Source organism: Paraburkholderia sediminicola (assembly GCF_046026855.1).
Taxonomy (GTDB): domain Bacteria; phylum Pseudomonadota; class Gammaproteobacteria; order Burkholderiales; family Burkholderiaceae; genus Paraburkholderia; species Paraburkholderia sediminicola_A.
Map to the genome: position 1 here is coordinate 1 of NZ_JAQQET010000046.1, position 17,885 is coordinate 17,885.

At 62.3% G+C, this 17,885-nt stretch carries 16 protein-coding genes; 9 read left to right on the forward strand and 7 right to left on the reverse strand.

The window, feature by feature from the left end:
• Nucleotides 1–352 precede the first annotated feature (352 nt).
• From PQR40_RS35080 to PQR40_RS35095, 4 genes are all read left to right on the forward strand, one after another.
• The gene (locus PQR40_RS35080) at nt 353–895 is read left to right on the forward strand and encodes an Lrp/AsnC family transcriptional regulator (RefSeq protein ID WP_408510895.1); all 543 of its coding nucleotides are present in this window, start codon (nt 353–355) and stop codon (nt 893–895) included.
• Between the two features lie 135 nt (nt 896–1,030).
• Complete coding sequence (gene msrB / locus PQR40_RS35085; protein ID WP_408239600.1) at nt 1,031–1,543, forward strand: peptide-methionine (R)-S-oxide reductase MsrB; 513 nt, start codon at nt 1,031–1,033, stop codon at nt 1,541–1,543.
• Nucleotides 1,544–1,562: 19 nt separating this feature from the next.
• Nucleotides 1,563–2,306, forward strand: a complete 744-nt coding sequence (msrA, locus tag PQR40_RS35090) for a peptide-methionine (S)-S-oxide reductase MsrA (protein ID WP_408510896.1) — start codon at nt 1,563–1,565, stop codon at nt 2,304–2,306.
• 440 nt (nt 2,307–2,746) lie between these two features.
• Complete coding sequence (locus PQR40_RS35095) at nt 2,747–3,643, forward strand: MipA/OmpV family protein (RefSeq protein WP_408239603.1); 897 nt, start codon at nt 2,747–2,749, stop codon at nt 3,641–3,643.
• Between the two features lie 67 nt (nt 3,644–3,710).
• Here PQR40_RS35095 and PQR40_RS35100 read toward each other — a convergent pair whose 3' ends face one another.
• Complete coding sequence (locus PQR40_RS35100) at nt 3,711–4,589, reverse strand: alpha/beta fold hydrolase (protein ID WP_408510897.1); 879 nt, start codon at nt 4,587–4,589, stop codon at nt 3,711–3,713.
• A 32-nt stretch (nt 4,590–4,621) separates the two neighbouring features.
• Complete coding sequence (locus PQR40_RS35105) at nt 4,622–5,848, reverse strand: MFS transporter (protein ID WP_408510898.1); 1,227 nt, start codon at nt 5,846–5,848, stop codon at nt 4,622–4,624.
• A gap of 107 nt (nt 5,849–5,955) precedes the next feature.
• Between PQR40_RS35105 and PQR40_RS35110 the strand changes: the two genes are divergently transcribed.
• A complete protein-coding gene (locus PQR40_RS35110) occupies nt 5,956–6,846 on the forward strand; it encodes a LysR family transcriptional regulator (RefSeq protein ID WP_408239467.1) in 891 nt (296 codons plus the stop codon).
• A gap of 147 nt (nt 6,847–6,993) precedes the next feature.
• Nucleotides 6,994–7,812, forward strand: coding sequence for a helix-turn-helix transcriptional regulator (locus tag PQR40_RS35115; RefSeq protein ID WP_408510899.1), 819 nt, complete (start codon nt 6,994–6,996; stop codon nt 7,810–7,812).
• 137 nt (nt 7,813–7,949) lie between these two features.
• Here PQR40_RS35115 and PQR40_RS35120 read toward each other — a convergent pair whose 3' ends face one another.
• A complete protein-coding gene (locus PQR40_RS35120; RefSeq protein ID WP_408239473.1) occupies nt 7,950–8,891 on the reverse strand; it encodes a LysR family transcriptional regulator in 942 nt (313 codons plus the stop codon).
• Nucleotides 8,892–9,107: 216 nt separating this feature from the next.
• Here PQR40_RS35120 and PQR40_RS35125 point away from each other — a divergent pair, with 216 nt between their 5' ends.
• The 3 genes from PQR40_RS35125 (at nt 9,108) to PQR40_RS35135 (ending at nt 12,204) form a co-directional block, all read left to right on the forward strand.
• Nucleotides 9,108–10,307, forward strand: coding sequence for an amino acid aminotransferase (locus tag PQR40_RS35125; RefSeq protein ID WP_408239476.1), 1,200 nt, complete (start codon nt 9,108–9,110; stop codon nt 10,305–10,307).
• A gap of 59 nt (nt 10,308–10,366) precedes the next feature.
• Nucleotides 10,367–11,158 (forward strand): class II aldolase/adducin family protein, encoded by a 792-nt coding sequence (locus PQR40_RS35130; protein WP_408510900.1) that lies wholly within the window; start codon nt 10,367–10,369, stop codon nt 11,156–11,158.
• A 62-nt stretch (nt 11,159–11,220) separates the two neighbouring features.
• Complete coding sequence (locus tag PQR40_RS35135; protein ID WP_408510901.1) at nt 11,221–12,204, forward strand: 2-dehydropantoate 2-reductase; 984 nt, start codon at nt 11,221–11,223, stop codon at nt 12,202–12,204.
• A 98-nt stretch (nt 12,205–12,302) separates the two neighbouring features.
• Here PQR40_RS35135 and PQR40_RS35140 read toward each other — a convergent pair whose 3' ends face one another.
• The 4 genes from PQR40_RS35140 to PQR40_RS35155 form a co-directional block, all read right to left on the reverse strand.
• The gene (locus PQR40_RS35140) at nt 12,303–12,494 is read right to left on the reverse strand and encodes a hypothetical protein (protein WP_408510902.1); all 192 of its coding nucleotides are present in this window, start codon (nt 12,492–12,494) and stop codon (nt 12,303–12,305) included.
• Between the two features lie 19 nt (nt 12,495–12,513).
• On the reverse strand, nt 12,514–14,232 hold the full coding sequence (locus tag PQR40_RS35145; RefSeq protein WP_408510903.1) for an FAD-dependent oxidoreductase: 1,719 nt from the start codon (nt 14,230–14,232) through the stop codon (nt 12,514–12,516).
• A gap of 130 nt (nt 14,233–14,362) precedes the next feature.
• On the reverse strand, nt 14,363–16,315 hold the full coding sequence (locus PQR40_RS35150) for an AI-2E family transporter (protein ID WP_408510904.1): 1,953 nt from the start codon (nt 16,313–16,315) through the stop codon (nt 14,363–14,365).
• Nucleotides 16,316–16,450: 135 nt separating this feature from the next.
• Nucleotides 16,451–17,731 (reverse strand): DUF445 domain-containing protein, encoded by a 1,281-nt coding sequence (locus PQR40_RS35155; protein WP_408510922.1) that lies wholly within the window; start codon nt 17,729–17,731, stop codon nt 16,451–16,453.
• Nucleotides 17,732–17,885 lie beyond the last annotated feature (154 nt).

Below are 17,885 nucleotides of genomic sequence, written 5' to 3' on the forward strand. Positions count from 1 at the left end.
ACCGCTAATTCTTAAGCGGGTCCCCCGCACAGTGGCGGTAGTGGCGCATCTGGAATCTGTGTTCTCGCACATTCAGCCTCGGTGACAAGGCTGTCATACTTCCGGCGGCGCTTCGCGCGCCGAAGGGTACCTGTTAACACTCGCGCGCTTTAGTCGTTGGTTTCGTCGGTTCCGCTCGCCGTTGTGCACCATGTCGGTTATGTCGTGCATCGATTTGTCCTCGCACGCACACCGTCGGTACGCCCACCAGTCGCGTGCTTAGCTGGAAATTAGCTTGCAAAGAAATTTCGTTGGGCATACTTTTATAAATCGTCGGTAGTCCGTGACCTAATAAAGAGCCCGATAAATAGCTATGAGCGCAACAAAAGGTCGTCGCGCCCCGGTCGCTGAGGCCGTTGCGGGTGTCACACTCTCATCCGCGGAAGCCCAGTCTCTTCATGCGCTCGATCGGATCGATCGAGCGATCCTGCGTCAACTGCAAACCGATGCGTCGATTTCGAATGTCGCGCTCGCGGCCAAAGTTAAATTGAGTGCGCCGGCGTGTTTGCGGCGCGTGGAGCGGCTAAAGGAATCAGGGCTGATCCGGGGTGTCGTCGCGCTGATCGATCCAAAGGCGGTCGGGGCGGGTATGGTGGTCATCATCGGCGTCGTGCTGGATCGGTCTACGCCGGAGTCCTTTGCCGAGTTCGAGAAAGCGGCGCAGAAGGTGGCAGGATGCATGGAATGCCACGTCGTGACCGGGGAGTTCGACTACTTCATGATGATCCGCACGCGCGATAGCGACAGCTTCAATCGGCTGCACGCGGAGCAGTTGCTCTATCTGCCAGGCGTCAGGCAAATCCGCTCGTTCATGGTGCTCAAAGAAATCCTGTCCACCACGAAATTTCCGCTGTAAGCACCGCCGTCACGCAGAAAGACGCGCATGCTGTCATAAATCCCCTTGTTGGCCGACTAAGTGGCAGGACCACTCGTGGGCGGCGCGATCAGCACCTCAGCGGGTGAACGGTACGGACTTCCCGGGACGATCATCATGGCTTGCAGCAGACGGAGTTTCTTCAGGTTAATCGGCGCGGCGTCGCTCGCCGGCGGAACCGCGGCATGGCGTACGGCAGGCGCGGCGGAGTTGAGCACCGCGGCGGCCTACGAGGTCGCGCATAGCGACGCTGAATGGCACAAGCTGCTCACGGACGCACAGTACCGCGTGCTGCGCGAAGCCGGCACGGAGAGGCCGTTCAGCAGCCCGCTGAACGACGAGCACCACGCAGGCACATTCGCGTGCGCCGGTTGCGCACTGCCGCTGTTTTCGTCGAAAACGAAATTCGATAGCGGCACAGGCTGGCCAAGTTTCTGGCAGCCACTGGACCACGCGGTCATCACGCATACCGACAAGTCGTTCGGCATGACGCGCGACGAAGTATTGTGCCGGCGCTGCGGCAGCCATCTGGGTCATGTATTCGACGACGGCCCCAAGCCGACCGGCCTGCGCTATTGCATGAACGGCCTCGCTCTAACTTTCGCACCCGCCGCGCGCGGCACGAGTTGATCGAATCAGGACGGGCATCATGAACATCGAGAAACGCATTATCGGCAAACCGGCCCGCTCACGCCGGGCGGCGGCCGCGCTTTCGCTCGGGCTAGGTGCATTGGCGCTGCTGCTGGCACAGCGCGTCGCATTCTCGTCGGAAGCGGCGGTTGTCATTGCGCCGCCTGCGCTCGACGAGCCGATCTCAGCCACGACCGCGCACGAAGAAACTGCCGTGTTCGCGGGCGGCTGTTTCTGGGGCGTGCAAGGCGTGTTCCAGCACGTACGGGGCGTCACGAAGGCGGTGTCCGGTTATTCGGGCGGCCAGCGCGACACTGCGCAGTATGAGACTGTCAGTGGCGGCGAAACAGGCCATGCAGAATCCGTGCAGGTCACGTTCGACCCGACCAAAGTTACTTACGGGCAGTTGTTGCAGGTCTACTTCTCGGTGATTCAGGACCCGACCGAGTTGAACCGTCAGGGCCCGGACAGCGGCACGCAATACCGTTCGGCGGTATTTCCGCTGACCGACACGCAGCGGCACGTCGCGCAAAGTTACATCGCCCAACTCGAGAAGGCGCATGCCTTCCCGGCGCCGATCGTCACGAAGACAGAGCCGTTCAAGGGCTTCTATCCCGCCGAGTCCTACCATCAGAACTACCTGACGCTGCATCCGAACTCCGCATATATCGCGATCAACGATATGCCGAAGGTCGCAAACCTGAAGCGTCTGTTCCCGAATCTCTATCGCGACAAGGCTGTGCTGGTCGAGGCGGCGCAGTAAAACGGCGAGCGCCGCGAGGGCGGCGATCCTCCCTTTGCGGCGTCGCTTCGTGCGGCGCCAGCCGCTATTTTGTGGCTGTATTCTGCCTGTCACCATCGCCGCGGCGCGCTTGCGGGCGTCCGTCGGTCTGTCCTTCCGTTTTTCCCGAGCCAATCCGAACCAATCCGGGCCGAGCCGACCCTCCAGCGACCAGGCCCGCATTTTGCACAGAAGCAGGCGTCGGCAAATCGTTCGCACGTGTCGGTTCGTACGAATGCCCAATTTACGGGGCGGCATCAGGTTCGAACCGTGCGTTTTGCCGGGAAAATGCGTGTCGTCTGCTGAAAAAATTACTTGCCGTGTGTTGCAATGCGGCGGTCACCCGGATGTTTTCTAATCCGTTGTGGACATCCGGCAAGAACATGAACCCCTTCGCGATACGCGAGAAACGGAGGTTTCTGGTGTTGAATAGCCGTAGAAAGCGGATCGGCAAGATTCGCAATAAACAAACAGGCATCGCGGCATCATCGCTGGTCGCCGTGACCATCGGCGGTATCGGCATTTTGCCGGCTTCGGCCGTGGCCCAAACACCTTCGCCGTTGGGCGAATGGCAGTATTCCGTGGGCATTCCGCTGCAGAAAATGTGGCAGCCGGATATTCCGGACTGGCAGGTACGCATTGGCGCGGCGACGTCGTTCCAGCCACGCTATGAAGGCTCCGACCGGTATCACGTGATGGCCGGTCCGAGTGTCGACGTGCGCTACAAGGACCTGTTCTTCTTTTCGAGCGGCGAAGGCCTTGGGGTCAACTTCGCGCAAGGGCAGAACTGGCGCGCTAGCCTCGCCGCCGTCTACGATCTCGGGCGTCGCGGTCATGACGATCCGGAGGAGTTGAACGGTCTCGGCAACATCAATCCGGCGCCCGGCCTGAAACTCTCCGGCGAATACGTCGTGTCGAAGGATTTCCCACTCGTGCTGCGCGCCGACGTGCGACGCTATTTCGGCGGTTCGAACGGTTGGACCGGCGATCTGGGCGCTTATCTGCCGATGCCGGGCAGCACCAAAAAATTCTTCTGGTTCGCCGGTCCGAACGTGACACTCGCGGACTCTACCTACATGAACAGCTGGTACGGCGTGAATCAGAATCAGGCGGCACACTCGCAATACTCGCAGTATCACGCGAGCGCGGGCTTCAAGTCGGTGGGCTTCGGCATAAGCATGGTATGGCTGTTCGACAAGCACTGGTTTGCTACTGCGGACGGCGCATTCGAACAACTGGTCGGCAGTGCGGGGAACAGTCCGATTACGCACAGCAGGGCCACCGGTGTGGCCGATATCTCCATCAACTACCGTTTCTGATACAACGGTTTTCGCGTTTGGGCCAGGGGACAACGGCGTGCCATTGCGGCACGCCGTTTGAAGCACACTATCGTGCCAGCCGCGCACCCAGAAACTGAACCATCAGCGCCGCAACCTGATCGACTGCTTCATCCAGCACGAAGTGTCCGCCTTCGAGCAGATGCACTTCGGCGCCGGGCAGATTGCTGCGATACGCGTATGCACCTTCCACTTCGAATGAGGGATCGTACTGCCCCCACAGCACCAGCATGGGGGGCTGACGTTCTTCCAGATACCGCTGCCACTGCGGATACCGCTCGATATTCGTCCGATAGTCGTAGAAGAGTTCAGTCTGAATATCGATCTGGCCGGGCCGCGATAAGAACGCAAATTCATCAGTCCACGTATCCGGATCGTAGCGATCGACACTCGGACTACGCCCGACATGCCGTAACCGCGTCGCCTCAAACGAGAGCAAATTTGCCCGTAGTGCCGCTTCATGCGTTGCGCGATCGTTCCAGAAGGCCTTGCGCGTTTGCCATAACGGACCGAGGCCTGCTTCGTGGGCAACGGCGTTTTGCACCACCAACGCCTCGATCCGCTCGGGGTTTGAAAGCGCAAGCCGAAACCCCACCGGACCGCCGTAGTCCTGCATCACCAGCGTGTAGCGCTTCAGTTCCAGTGCATCGGTGAAACGGGCCATCACTTCGGCGAGGTGGTCAAACGTGTACTTGAATGCGTCGGGCGCGGGTGCGCTGCTGTGGCCGAAACCGGGATAGTCCGGTGCGATCACCCGGTAATCTTGCGCGAGCAGCGGCATCAGCGTCGCGTACATTCGCGACGACGACGGGAAACCGTGCAGCAACAGAACCACAGGCGCGTCGCGTGGTCCTGCCTCGCGATAGAAAATGTCGAGGCCGTCGAGCTCGATGCTGCGATAGCGCATTCCGGTGCGTGTGGATGTCATGACCATGCTCCTTCAATCTTTCGTAAGATCGCTCATGCGGCGCGCAAACTGTCGCGCAGATGCAGAACCGCTGCCGCGGCGAAAAAACCCAATGCCGCGACGCATACACCCGGCCAGCCCCAATGCGCGAGCGCCGGGCCGGCGATAGTGGCGCCCAGCGCGCTGCCGATGAAAAAGAGCCCCGTATAGAGTCCATTCACCCGGCCGCGCGATTCGGGCGCAAGCAGATTGATGGCACGCCGGCCGAGCGCCTGATCGGCAATCACGCCACCGTCGATAAAAAATGCTGCCACGGCGAGCATGGCGATCGAGGCGGCGCGCGATACCCCCGACGTCAGCGCGAATGCCGCCATCAATGCGGCCACGACGGCGACCGTATGGGCGAGCATGCTGGCGGGCTTCGACCAGCCCCGGTCGCCGGCGCGGCCCGCCAACGGTGCGATGAAAACGCTGCCGCCGCCGGCCAGCGCGAATAGCGCGACGGAGGTGCTGTTCAGACCGAGTGGCGCGCGCGTCAGGACAATAGCGATACTGCTCCAGAACGCGTTGAACCCGGCCATGAGCAGGGCTTGATACAGCGCCCGGCGGCGCAGCACGGGCTCATGCGCGAGCAATCGCGCCATCGACGTCAATAACGCGGCATAGGGCGGAGCGCCGGCTGGGCGAACATCCGGCAAACGCGGCACCACGGCAAGCGTGACAGCCGTGAGCAACAGGGCATCGGCAGCGTAAAACGCACGCCAGCCGAATGCGCCGCCAATCACACTGGCAAGCGGGCGCGACAGCAGAATGCCGAGCATCAAACCGCTCATCACGTTGCCGACGACTTTGCCGCGCGAAGCCGGTGGCGCGAGCGATGCCGCTGCGGGCACCAGCATCTGCACGACGCTCGACGTCACGCCCACGGCGAACGATGCCGCCAGAAACACGGGTGCCAGCGGCGCGATAGCGGCCAGTGTGAGACACGCGATCTGCGCGAGCAAGGTCGCGGCAATCAAGGGCCGGTTGGGCAAGCGGTCGATCAGCGGCACAAGTCCGACAAGGCCGACCGCATAGCCGAGCAACGTCAAGGCGGTGACGAGCGTGGTCCATGCGCCGAGATGCAGCGAGACGTTGAGCGGGCCGATCAACGTTTGTGACGCGTACAGGGGCAACACGGCGACCGCGACCATCGCGGCGAACCGGGCGGTCGGAACGCTCTGGGCCGGCGGCGTAGCCGTTTGGGCTGCAATCGCGCATTGAATCGTGGGAGAGTCCATCGTCGGGCTAGCCGTTAAGTGAGGTTGAATCGATGCTACTCTCACGTCGGATAAACACAATTCGCACTGAATTGGATACATCCTCACGAAAAACGGGAGAATCGGCAATGGATGCGTTGCGCGATCTTGAAACCTTGGTGGCGATTGTCGAGGAGGGCAGTCTGACGAGCGCCGCGCGCCGGCTTGGCCGGTCGTTGCAGGCCGTCAGCCGGTCGCTGCAGGTGCTCGAGCGGGCGCACGGATCGACCTTGATCGTGCGAACCACGCGTACTTCGCAGCCGAGCGCAGCCGGCATGCGTTTTTACGAACGCGTCAAAGGCGCGCTGAGCGAACTCGAACTGGCACGCACCGAACTGGCCGAAGAAGCGCACCGGCTCACCGGCCGCTTGCTGATCAATGCGCCCACACTGTTCGGACCGCAATTCGTTGCGCCGCTCGCCGCGGAGTTTTTGCAGCGTCATCCGCAACTGGAGTTGTCGCTCGAGTTGAGCGACACGTATCGCGATCCGGTCGAGACCGGCGCGGATGTGACGATCCGTATCGGCGAAACGCCTGATTCACGGCTCGTGGCGCGGCGGATCGGTACGCTTCGGCGGGTGGTGTTCGCCGCGCCTGCTTATCTTGCCGAACACGGCAGGCCGTCGCATCCGCGGGATCTGGGGAGACATGATTGTGTCGTTCGAACCGGCGTGCCGTATCCTGGGCGGTGGGCGTTTACGTCTTCCGATGGAAACGAGATCGCGGTGAACGTGGCAGGCCGCTTTGACAGCAATCAGGTGGCGGCGGTGAATGCAGGCGTGCTGGGTGGGATGGGGGTAGGGATCGCTGCCTTCTGGCAGATTCAGGAATGGGTCGAGGCAGGAAAGGTAGAGGTCTTGTTGGCGGATTTTCAGCTTACGCCCTTGCCCTTGCATGCGATGTGGGCGAAGACACGGCGTTTGCCGCAGAGAACACGGCTACTGGTCGATTTCCTCGCTGTCAAACTGGGGACGCTGTAATTTTCCCGTCCACCGCAAGGGTTGCCTGGGCCGGGCCCTGAGGGCGTGAGTGGGCTTCGCAGCGAAAGCAGCGCAACAGCGGCTGTAATGCTTCATTGTGCTACGCTTGCCAGACCGAAAACCACGTACCGTGACCTCGCCATCATCATGCGTTCCTGGCGCATATCCACACCGCCCCGCAGTGGGCACATCAACACGTCGCGTGTTACCGACCTCGTCATGTCGATCTCGCATGCCGACCCGGACGCGCTCGCCGCAAGCATTCTGAAAACCATTGGCGACACGCTTCCGGTTTCGCAGTGCACGATCTTCGCTTACGAATTCGACGCGAGGCCGCGCACCGTCTCCGCCGCCGACCATCGCGGCGGCCGCTTCCTCCGTGATGTCGCCGACCGCTACGCCACGCACTTTTATGCGCTCGACGGCAACCGCGCCATCGTCGGCGGCCCGCCAGCGAAACAAGCGCGCGAAGCATTAGTGCTGCACCAGCAGCAAAGCGAAGAAATCGAAAACGAAGCCTATCGCGCCGCCTGTTATGCGCAGCCCAACGTGTCCGACCGTCTGTCGTTGCTGCTGCAACCTATGGAAAAAGTCTGGCTGTCTATCAATCTGTATCGCGACAGCGCCTACGGCATGTTCCAGCCAGGCGAACTTGAGCACGTGGAAAGCGTGGCGCATCTGTTCGCGCACGCTGCGAAAAGCCATTACGCACTCAACGGGCAGCATCAGCAAGGCGCGGCAGCCGTGATGCTGGCACGCGTCAGACGCGCCTGCCCGGCGCTTACGCCGCGCGAGATCGACGTGCTGCGCGGCGTGCTCGAAGGCGCAAGCGCCGCCGAGATCGCCGAACAAATGGGCGTCAAGGCAACGAGTGTCATTACGTATCAGAAACGCGCTTACGCGCGGCTAGGTATCTCCAGCCAGCGCCAGTTGTTTGCGCTGTGTCTGCTGCCTGAGCGGTCCTGAGCGGTCCTGATCCGACGCGCCGAAGTGGCGGTCGAAAATTAACCGCGACGCAGCCGATGATGATCCGAAGCACCGTCGAAGAACGGCCGAAACATGGCCGAAACACGGTCAAAGCGCAACTGAGCCCGCACCGGCAATCACCCGCGCTTCGCCCGTGCATCGGCCTGTGTCTCACGATCCCAGCGCTTTAACCACGGCATGATGAACTCCGCGAATCCGTCCGCGGGTGGTGACAGTGCACGTTCGGTCGAGCGATACACGCACACCTCGCGGATGGTTTCCGGATCGACGATCCGCTTCATCACCAGCCCGAAGGTTCGCGCGAGCGGCGCGACATAGGCGGGCGCGAGCGTCACGGCAAGCCCCTGTGAAGCCAGACCGAACGCCGTGGTGACGTTGTCCACCACGTCCACGGGGATGATGCGCGCCTCCACCGGCAGATTCGCCAGCATCTGTTCGACTGCGCGCTCATGATCGCGGCCGGTGGCGACAATCGGCACGTCGCGCAAATGCTGCCACTGCACCCGGCGCCGCGCGCTCAACGGATGCGCCGGCGCACACCACATCACCCACGGGCTCGCGAAGGCAGGATCGCAACGCACCCGCGTGCCGCTCTGCCGATCCGGGCCGATCGCGAGATCCACGTCGCCGCTTTCCACGCGCTCTACCAATTGTTCGACCACGGTGTCGCAAATGCGTACGACCACCTTCGGTTTGCCGCGTGCATATTCGGCGATGGCCGCCGGGAGCGCGGTCGCCGCGAGCACCAGCGGCGCGCCGACTCGCACGATACCGGCGGCGCGATTGCGGATGTCGTCGGCAGATTGGGCCGCCGCACGCACATAGCGCAACACCGATTCGGCGGACGACAGGAAATCCTGCCCCGCGCTCGACAGATTGACGCGCCGTGTTGTCCGGTCGAAGAGGCGAAAGCCCAGTTCCGTTTCCAGTTCGGCCAGCAACTGGCTGACCGCCGACGAGGTCAGCCCGAGCCGTTCCGCCGCCGCGCCGATACTGTGCAAATCGACGATGGCGAGAAACGCTTCGAACTGACGAATGGTGACGCGTGTAAGTGGCATCAGGCGATTCTAAAGAAAAACTTACGAATCGTGAAAAATCGATTGATTGTATGTAGCGAGCCATTGGCCGACACTCGTGCTGATCGACGCGAAGCCGGAAACCCGCTTAGACTTCCGTCTCGCTCACGCGGCTACGATCAGGTTGCAACAGCCCACCGCCAGGGTATACGCAGGCCGCAATCAAGCCACATGCGGGGCTCCACTCAAGGAATTGCCATGTTCGACCACATTCCCGCCTATCCGGGCGACCCGATTCTGAGCCTGAACGAGGATTTTCAACTCGATCCGCGGCCCAACAAGGTCAACCTGAGCATCGGCATCTACTTCGACGACGCCGGCAAACTGCCGGTGATGGACGCCGTACGGCGCGCCGAAACCGCGCTGCTCGATTCGATCGGCCCGCGCTCCTACCTGCCGATGGCGGGCCTGCCGCTTTACCGCGACGCAGCACAGGCGCTGGTGTTCGGCGCGGACAACGAAGCGCGCGCCGCGGGCCGGATCGCAACTTTGCAGACCATCGGCGGCTCAGGCGCGCTGAAAGTCGGTGCGGATTTTCTGAAGCGCTATTTCCCGGCCTCGCAGATCTGGATCAGCGATCCGAGCTGGGAAAACCATCGCGTAGTGTTCGAAGGAGCGGGCCTCACGGTCAACACGTATCCGTATTACGACGAACACACCGGCGGCTTGCGTTTCACCGACATGATCGACACGATTGGCCGCTTGCCGGAACAGAGCATCGTGCTGCTGCACGCGTGCTGTCACAACCCGACTGGCGTCGATCTGAGCCCGGCGCAATGGGCGGAACTGGTGCCGGTATTGCAGCGCCGCAAACTGATTGCGTTTGTCGACATGGCGTATCAAGGTTTTGGCGCAGGTCTCGAGGAGGACGCCGCTTGCGTGCGCCAGCTCGCCGACGCGGGTGTGCCGTTGATCGCCGCCAATTCGTTTTCGAAGAATTTCTCGCTGTACGGCGAGCGCTGTGGCGCGTTGAGCGTCGTGTGTAAGAGCAAAGAAGAGGCCACGCGCGTGCTCGGTCAATTGATGTCGACGGTGCGCGCCAACTACAGCAATCCGCCGACGCATGGCGCGCGCCTCGTGGCCAACGTACTGTCGGACACGTCCTTGCGCGCTTTGTGGGAAGCGGAGCTCGCCACCATGCGCGAACGGATTCTGGCCATGCGCGGCACGATCCACGAAGGGCTCGCCGGCCGCGTCGATGAAGTGATGCGAGCGCGCTACGTCGCGCAACGCGGCATGTTCACGTACACGGGCCTGAGCGAAGCCCAGGTCGAGCGTTTGCGCAGCGAATACGCGGTGTACGTGCTGCGCTCGGGACGCATGTGCGTTGCTGGATTGAATGCACGCAACGCCGGCTATGTGGCGTCGTCGATCGCAGCGGTAGTGGCGGGCGCATAACGGCTGTTACCCGCAACGACTGAACATAAGCATCGCAAACGATAACAACGGAGACCCTGATGACGACTCTTGAAATGCAGGCGGCGACCCCGCCGAAGCTCGCCGCAATGCATCCCGACGAATGGCAGGCACGCGTGCAACTGGCCGCGTGCTATCGCATCTTCGATATGCTCGGCTGGACCGAGATGATCTACAACCACATCACGTTGCGCGTGCCGGCGAGCGTGAGCGGCGACGAGCGCCACTTCCTGATCAATCCATTCGGTCTGCACTACAGCGAAGTGACAGCGAGCAATCTCGTGAAGATCGACGCGCAAGGGCGCGTGCTCGATAACTCGCCGTATCCGGTGAATCCCGCGGGTTTCGTCGTGCATGCCGCGATTCATGAAGGCCTGGCCGATGCGCACTGCGTGATGCACACGCACACTACGGCGGGCGTCGCGGTGGCCTGCCTGGAAGACGGCCTGGAGCAAACCAACTTCTATAGCGCACAGTTGCACGACCGCATTGCGTATCACGACTTTGAAGGCATCACTGTGCATGCGGAAGAGGGCCCGCGTCTGCTCGAACATATCGGCAACCGGCAGGCGGTGATCTTGCGCAACCATGGCCTGCTTGCATGGGGCCATACGTTGCCGCAGACTTTCGCTATTCTGTGGACGCTCAACCGCGCGTGCGAAATCCAGATGGCCACGTTCTCCATGGGCCGCGCGCGACCGGTGCCGGACGCGGTGGCGATCCGCTGCTCGCGCGACTCGCTGCAATTCGATCCGCGTCACGGTGCGGGACAGGATGTGTTCGACGCGCTGGTGCGGCGCGTGGATCGCATCGACGCAAGCTACAGGGATTGACGCGAGGACTAACGCGAAAATTGAAGCAAAGATTGACCCGAGGATTAACAAGGATTGAGGCGATGAAAGTAGGAATCTACGGTGCAGGCGCAATCGGTGGCTGGATGGGGGTGAAACTCGCACAGGCCGGCCACGACGTGAGCGTGGTGGCGCGCGGCGCGACGCTCAGTGCGTTGCAACAACACGGCTTACGTCTGATCGAAGGCGGCGTGACGCATACCGTGAAGGTGAATGCGAGCGAATCACCGGCGCAGCTCGGTGTGCAGGACCTCGTCGTCGTGGCGGTCAAGGGCCCGGCAATGGCGTCGGTGGCCGCGCATATCGCGCCGCTGCTGAACCCGCAGACGACTGTGCTGACGGCGATGAACGGCGTGCCATGGTGGTTCTGCGACGGACTCGGCCGCGATTTCGCCGGCAAGCGGCTGAAGTCGATCGATCCTGACGGTGCGATCGCTGCCGCGATTCCGACTGCACAGACGGTGGGCTGCGTGGTGCATGCCAGCTGTCTGATCGAATCGCCGGGCGTTATCAGGCATCATCAGGGCAATGGGCTGATCGTCGGCGAGGCGTCAGGGCAACCGGGCGAACGCGTCAACGCGCTTACCGCCACGCTGGCCGCAGCGGGCTTCAATGCGTCGATGTCGGAGCAGATTCAGCGCGACGTCTGGTACAAGCTATGGGGCAATATGACGATGAATCCGATCAGCGCCATCACTGGCGCGACCACCGACCGGATTCTCAGCGACGAACTGGTGCGCGACTTCGTCACGAGCATCATGCTGGAAGCGAAGGAGATCGGCGCACGCTTCGGCATTCCGATCGAGCAGGCGCCAGCGGATCGCCACGAGGTCACGCTCAAACTCGGTGCGATGAAAACCTCGATGCTGCAGGACGTGCAGGCGGGCAAGGCGGTCGAACTCGACGCGCTGGTGGCCGCAGTGCGTGAACTGGGGCAGCTTACCAATGTGCCTACGCCGTACACGGATGCGTTGCTTGGGCTCGCGCGCCTGCATGCGAGCACGTTGGGCTTGTATCCGCGACAGTGAACGTTGCCACGAAGAAAAACCGCCCCGCATTCGCAGCGGTGCGGTTTTTTTTCGTCCTACGTGTTAGTTCTTTGGCGTTGCGCCGTACTCCCGCCGCATTACGCAACCACGGCGGAAGATGGCGGTAGCTTCGCCGCCTCGATCAACGACAACGCCCGCTGCGTGTCGCCGAGTTCCGTCATGGAGAGCAGCGCAAGGCGGGCCAGATACAAGGATGCTTGCGCTTCGCCCTCAGCGGTCAGCGTCTTGCAGAGTGTGGTGTAGACGAGATCGAGTTCGCTATCGGTCATGGTTGGGTTTCCTCTTGCGTCAGTTCGTCAAACAGGCCGTCACGGCGCTTTGGACGTTCGCCGCGCTGCCGTTGCGCCAGCGGGCGAGCACATGGCCGTCCGGCCTGATCAGATAGATGGTACCCGGCGTCGCGTCGAGCATCTCGTGCAGGCGTCCCGCCGGATCGACCACATGCGGGTTGGCGGCACGCGGCGCGTCGCCCGTCACCAGCGTGACCGCTTTGAACGGAATGCTGTGTTCGCCGAGCGCATAGTGCAATTGCTGCCATGCTTCGTCTTGCGCCACGTCTGTGCCGAAGCGCAACGCGGTGAAGCAAGGCCCCAGCAGATCGGTGAGATGAATATCCATTGTTATACCGTCGCACATGCGCTGAAGGCGGCACTCCGCCAGCACCGTGCCTGGCGCCGGCCCTTTGGCGAACGAGTCCGAAGCCGTAGCCGCAACCGGATTGAGCGGCGACTGAACATACGCAATTGCATGCGTTTGCCGTGGATTGATCAATGGCCGCACGGCAGGATGACGCTCAGCAAGTCCTAGCACTGCGTTGCGCATCAGATCGAATGCGAACGAGGGCGGCGCCATGAACTCCGTGCTTTTCATCCCATAGCTCAGGTTTTCACGCGCGGCGAAAACGCGCTCGTCGCTGTAGCTGTCGAGCAAACGGTCCGACGCAATGCCGTTGACCACGCAACCGAGTTTCCAGCCGAGATTGTCGGCATCGTCGATTCCGGAATTCGCACCGCGTACGCCAAAAATCGGCACGAGATGCGCGGCATCGCCCGCGAACAGCACCGAGCCGTGGCGGTAGCGTTCGAGTGTCAATGCGTTGGCCTTGTAGACGGTGATCCAGATCGGCGACCATTCGCCCGTTTCGCCCATTGAGTCGAGCACGCTCTGCACACGTGGCATGACGTTCTCTGGCTTGACCGCGGCGTCGGGATCTTCATCGTCGCGAAGCTGATAGTCGATGCGCCAGACGTTGTCGGGCTGCTTGTGCACCAGCACCGTCGAACCGGGATTGGAGGGTGGATCGAAATAGGCGAGGCGCTCGGTGGCGCGCGCGCTCTTCAGTTCGATATCGACGATGACGTAACGGCCCTCGTATGTCGTACCCGTGAGCTTGAGGCCGAGTGCTTCGCGAATCGTGCTGCGGCCGCCGTCGCACGCGACAACCCAATCCGCGCGCATTGTCCATGCAGTGTCGCCGGTGCTCAGGTCGAGCGTAGCGCCAGCCGTGCTGTTATCAGCATGTTGTTCGATGCCGGTCACGCGGGTTTGCCAGCGGATGTCGATCAGATCGGCGTGCTGTTCCACTTCGTCGAGCAGCAATTGTTCGATCTGGTATTGCGCGATGTTGATCATCGGCGGCAGTGATTGCTCGTCGTCCTGATGCATGGCGAAGCGGAACACTTCGGCGTCGCGGTAGAAGCTGCGGCCGCCCGTCCATGGCAGGCCTTTTTGCAGGAAACCGTGTACCGCACCCAGGCGTTTGAATATCTCCAGACTGCGCCGTGAAATGCAGATCGCGCGGCTGCCGGTGCAGACGCCGTCGTCGGCTTCGATCAGCACTGAGCGCACACCCTGGCGAGCCAGCGCGAGCGCCAGCGTCATGCCGACCGGACCGCCTCCGACGATCGCTACGGCGCGCCGCACGGGGTCGCGCCCGTCAATCAGCGGCGGCACCACGCCCGCGTAGTGGCGAGGCGTGAACGGATAGGGTTTGAAGCTGCGGCTCATGCGTGTCTCCTGGATCTTCGATGCAGATGGATTGCCCGCCAGGGCCTGGACGCTCCTCGGAGGCGGTGCGAATCGACACATGAAGTATGAAGGAGGGGTGGCGCGTGGCCGTCCTCATTTTGGGTACGGCCTAGTCCGCTCCAGCCGCATGCGAAGACTGGCGCGCGTGCCGCAGGCTCGCACCCACCTGACATTCCTCGATCATCGCCCGGAACGTCGGCGCCGCGTGCGAAGCGCCGGTCGCACCCATCTCCGGACCGCCTTCGGGTGCCCCGCCGACGCCGACCACGACCGTCGCCTTGGGCCGCCATTCCCGCGTACGCCGCAGCATATTGCGCAGATACGGCGGCGACTCCGGCGCGTCGAGCGAGATGATGCAGATGATCGGCGCGTCCTTGAAGCTCGGTTCGTCGGCATGCGCGCTACGATAGCCCGAGTGTGTGGCGATCATCGGCGCAAGCCCCTGGCGCCCAAGCAATTGCACGGCGATCGCGGCGGTGACCTCATCGAATGCGCCGCGCCCAGGCACACACAGCACCGAGGTCTTTTCGGTTTCATGGCGCAACGGTGGGCGGGCCGAAATGGGGTTGTCGTGCCGCTCCGAAAGATCGGCGGACGCCGAAGCCAGGTGCGCGTCGGCGGAGTCGGCCGGATCCGTGCGCGACAGGCGGTCCGGCAGTCCGTCGGCGATTTCCAGGTTTTCGACGATATCGACCAGCGCGTCATTGACGCGTGCCAACTGCTCGGGCATCAACACGCCGCGCATCGCGTCGTTGCGCGCGAGCTTGAGGCCCTCCAGCGCGACTTTGTCGTAGTAATCGATTAGCGACATCTCGCGCAGCAGGCGCTCGGCCTGCACGATGGCTTCGTGCGGATCGTTCGCCAGAAGCCGCTGATAGAAATTCTGCGCGGGCGTCAGTGCCGGCTGGTCGCCCAGCAGCACCGTGAGGAAGTTCAGACGATCGGCGTAGCGGCCCAGCGTGACAACGCACAGCGTGAGCGGGGTGGATAGTACAAGGCCGATTGGCCCCCACAGCCAGCTCCAGAAAATCGCCGCTACCACCACCGCCAGCGGCGACAGCCCGGAGCGATGGCCGTACAGCAGCGGCTCGGCAATCTGCCCGGCCACCACGTCGACGACGATAAACAGGATCAGCGTATAGACCGCCATCGTCCATTGAGGTTGGATGGCGGCGGCGAGAAACACGGCAAGAATCGCGGCGATCCAGATGCCGATGTACGGCACGAAGCGCAGCAAGGCAGCAATCACGCCGAACAGCAGCGCCCCCGGCACGCCGATGATCGCCAGACCGATAGCGATGACCCCTCCCGCGCTAAGGTTCACGCCCAGTTGCGCAACAAAGTAGCGGCTCAGACGCACGGCGGCGTCGTTGAGCGCAGTGGTGGTGCGGTGCAGATCGCGCGAACCGAAAAGACTGATCAAACGGTCGCGCAGGTCCTCGCGCTGCAGCAGGATGAAGATCGTGACGACCAGCACGATGAAGGTGGTCTCAATCGGCGCGATCGCCGGCGACAGTGCGCGTTGAGCGAGTTGCATCGGCGTGGGCGACGGCTCGTGCACTTCGACCGGTGTCGGCACAGCGGGCGCATTGCGTGCCGCGCGTCCGGTGAGGCGCGGTGGACTTGGCTTGCTCGGTGCAACGCGCTGGAGCGTGGCAGCGGCGCGGCTCATCAGCGAATCGGCCCGGCCGACGGTTTTCTCCTGCACCGTTTCGATCTTTTGCTCGATCGCAACCTGGTACTGCGGAAGATCGCCCGCCAGTTGCACCAGTTGCGCACCGATCAGCGCGCCGACGGCCAGCAAGGCGGCGAGGGCGAACAGCACGGCGATAAAGATCGAGGGCAGTTGGCCCATGTGCAACCGCCGCAACGCCTGCACCAGGGGGGCGAGCAGAAAGCTGAGCAGCACGGAGAGCGTGATGGGAATCAACACCTCGCGGCCGAAGTAAAGCGCGCACACCACCACGACGCCGGTGATGATCGAAGCCAAACCATGCAAAGTGGGGGTGCCGGGCGGGTACACGCGGTTCGGCGTCCCGTGCGGCGGTAACGATATTTTCATGAGCACACTTTTCGATGTTGTGGCGCAGTCGCTTTTATTGAGGGCGCGCGTAGGGAACGGCAGCAGTCAGCTAAAGCGCCTGCGCAATTCATATGCCTGGATTGTAGGCGCTTTGACTCGCGGAGGACGTATCCCCTAGCCCATGTGCAAACGCAACAGCGCGAACAACTGTGAGCTTGCATAAAGCAGCAAGCCGATAAAGCCGCCCACAATCGTTCCGTTGATGCGGATGTATTGCAAATCCTTACCGATGTTCAGCTCGATTTGCCGTGACATTTCGCGTGCGTCCCAGTTCTTCACGGTATCGCTGATATGGCGCGTGAGGAATTGTGCGAAATCCGGCGCCATGGCGCGCGCCGCTTCTTCCAGGTGATCGTTCAGCGACTGACGCAGCGCGGGGTCGTGCGCCAGTTCGCGGCCTACCCATTGGCCCATCGCCATCACCCTGGCATGCAGGACCGAATCGCTGTTTTGCAGATCGCGCTTGAGCCATGCGCGCAATTCGCCCCACATGTCCTTCACATAGGTGCTGAGCGCTTCGCCTTCCACCAGATAACGCTTCAGTTCCTCGCCTTTTTGCAGGAACGCCGGATCGCTCTTGAGTTTGACGATCAGCTTCTGCGCCGCGTCGTCGAATTTCTGCCGAAGCTGATGGGTGGGGTTCTCGCTGATCTGCTCGAGCATCCGGTTCACCGCGTTGGCGATCGCGTCCGCGCCTTTTTCACCGAGCCACGCCGACGGCAGAATCATCTCCATCTTGGGATATTCGCTCTTCACCCACTCGACGATGCGCTCAGCGATAAACTCGCGCGCCTGCGGTTCGTGCAGCAGTGCCACGACCTGTTCGATGCCGGCGTCGAGCAGTTCCTGGTGACGGCCGTCTTTGGTGAGCGTGTCGAGAATTGCGCCCATCGATTGCGATAGATCGACTTTGGCGAGCACGTCGCGCAACGCGTCCTTGATGAAGACCTGGATGCGCACGTCGTCGGTCAATTCGAGAATGCCGCCCGTCAGTTTGACCACGTAGTCGCCCAGACGCGCTGTATTGGCCGGTTTGGTCAGCCAGCCGGTGATGCTTTGCGCCGGGTCGTGTTTCTGGATCAGGCCGACCAGCGACTGTACGTCCAGAAACTTGTCCTGCACGAACACCGCGAGGTTGTCGGCGATCTTGTGCTTGTTCTTCGGAATGATCGCGGTATGCGCGGAGACGATTGGAAGCGGCACACGGCGAAACAGCGCGACCACGGCGAACCAGTCGGCCAGCGCGCCGACCATCGCGGCTTCGGCCACTGCCTTGATGCCGTCCACCCAGATGCCGCGTGGCATGAAAGCGGTCACGAGGAAAACGCAGGCGGCGGCCGCCAGCAGCAGTAACGGCGTGCGCTTGGCCTGTTTCAGTTCGGTTTCTTTGTTCATCGGCAGCAGGGCAGCGGGGTTCGATTCGATTGAAATGTTGCGGTGCGATTGGGGCGCTCGTCCAGAAACGGGAGTGTAGCGCTGCTGTTCCGGCCGTGCGGCACCGGCTTGGGACATTCTTTGATCCGCTGACGCGGTAACATCTACGGTTAGA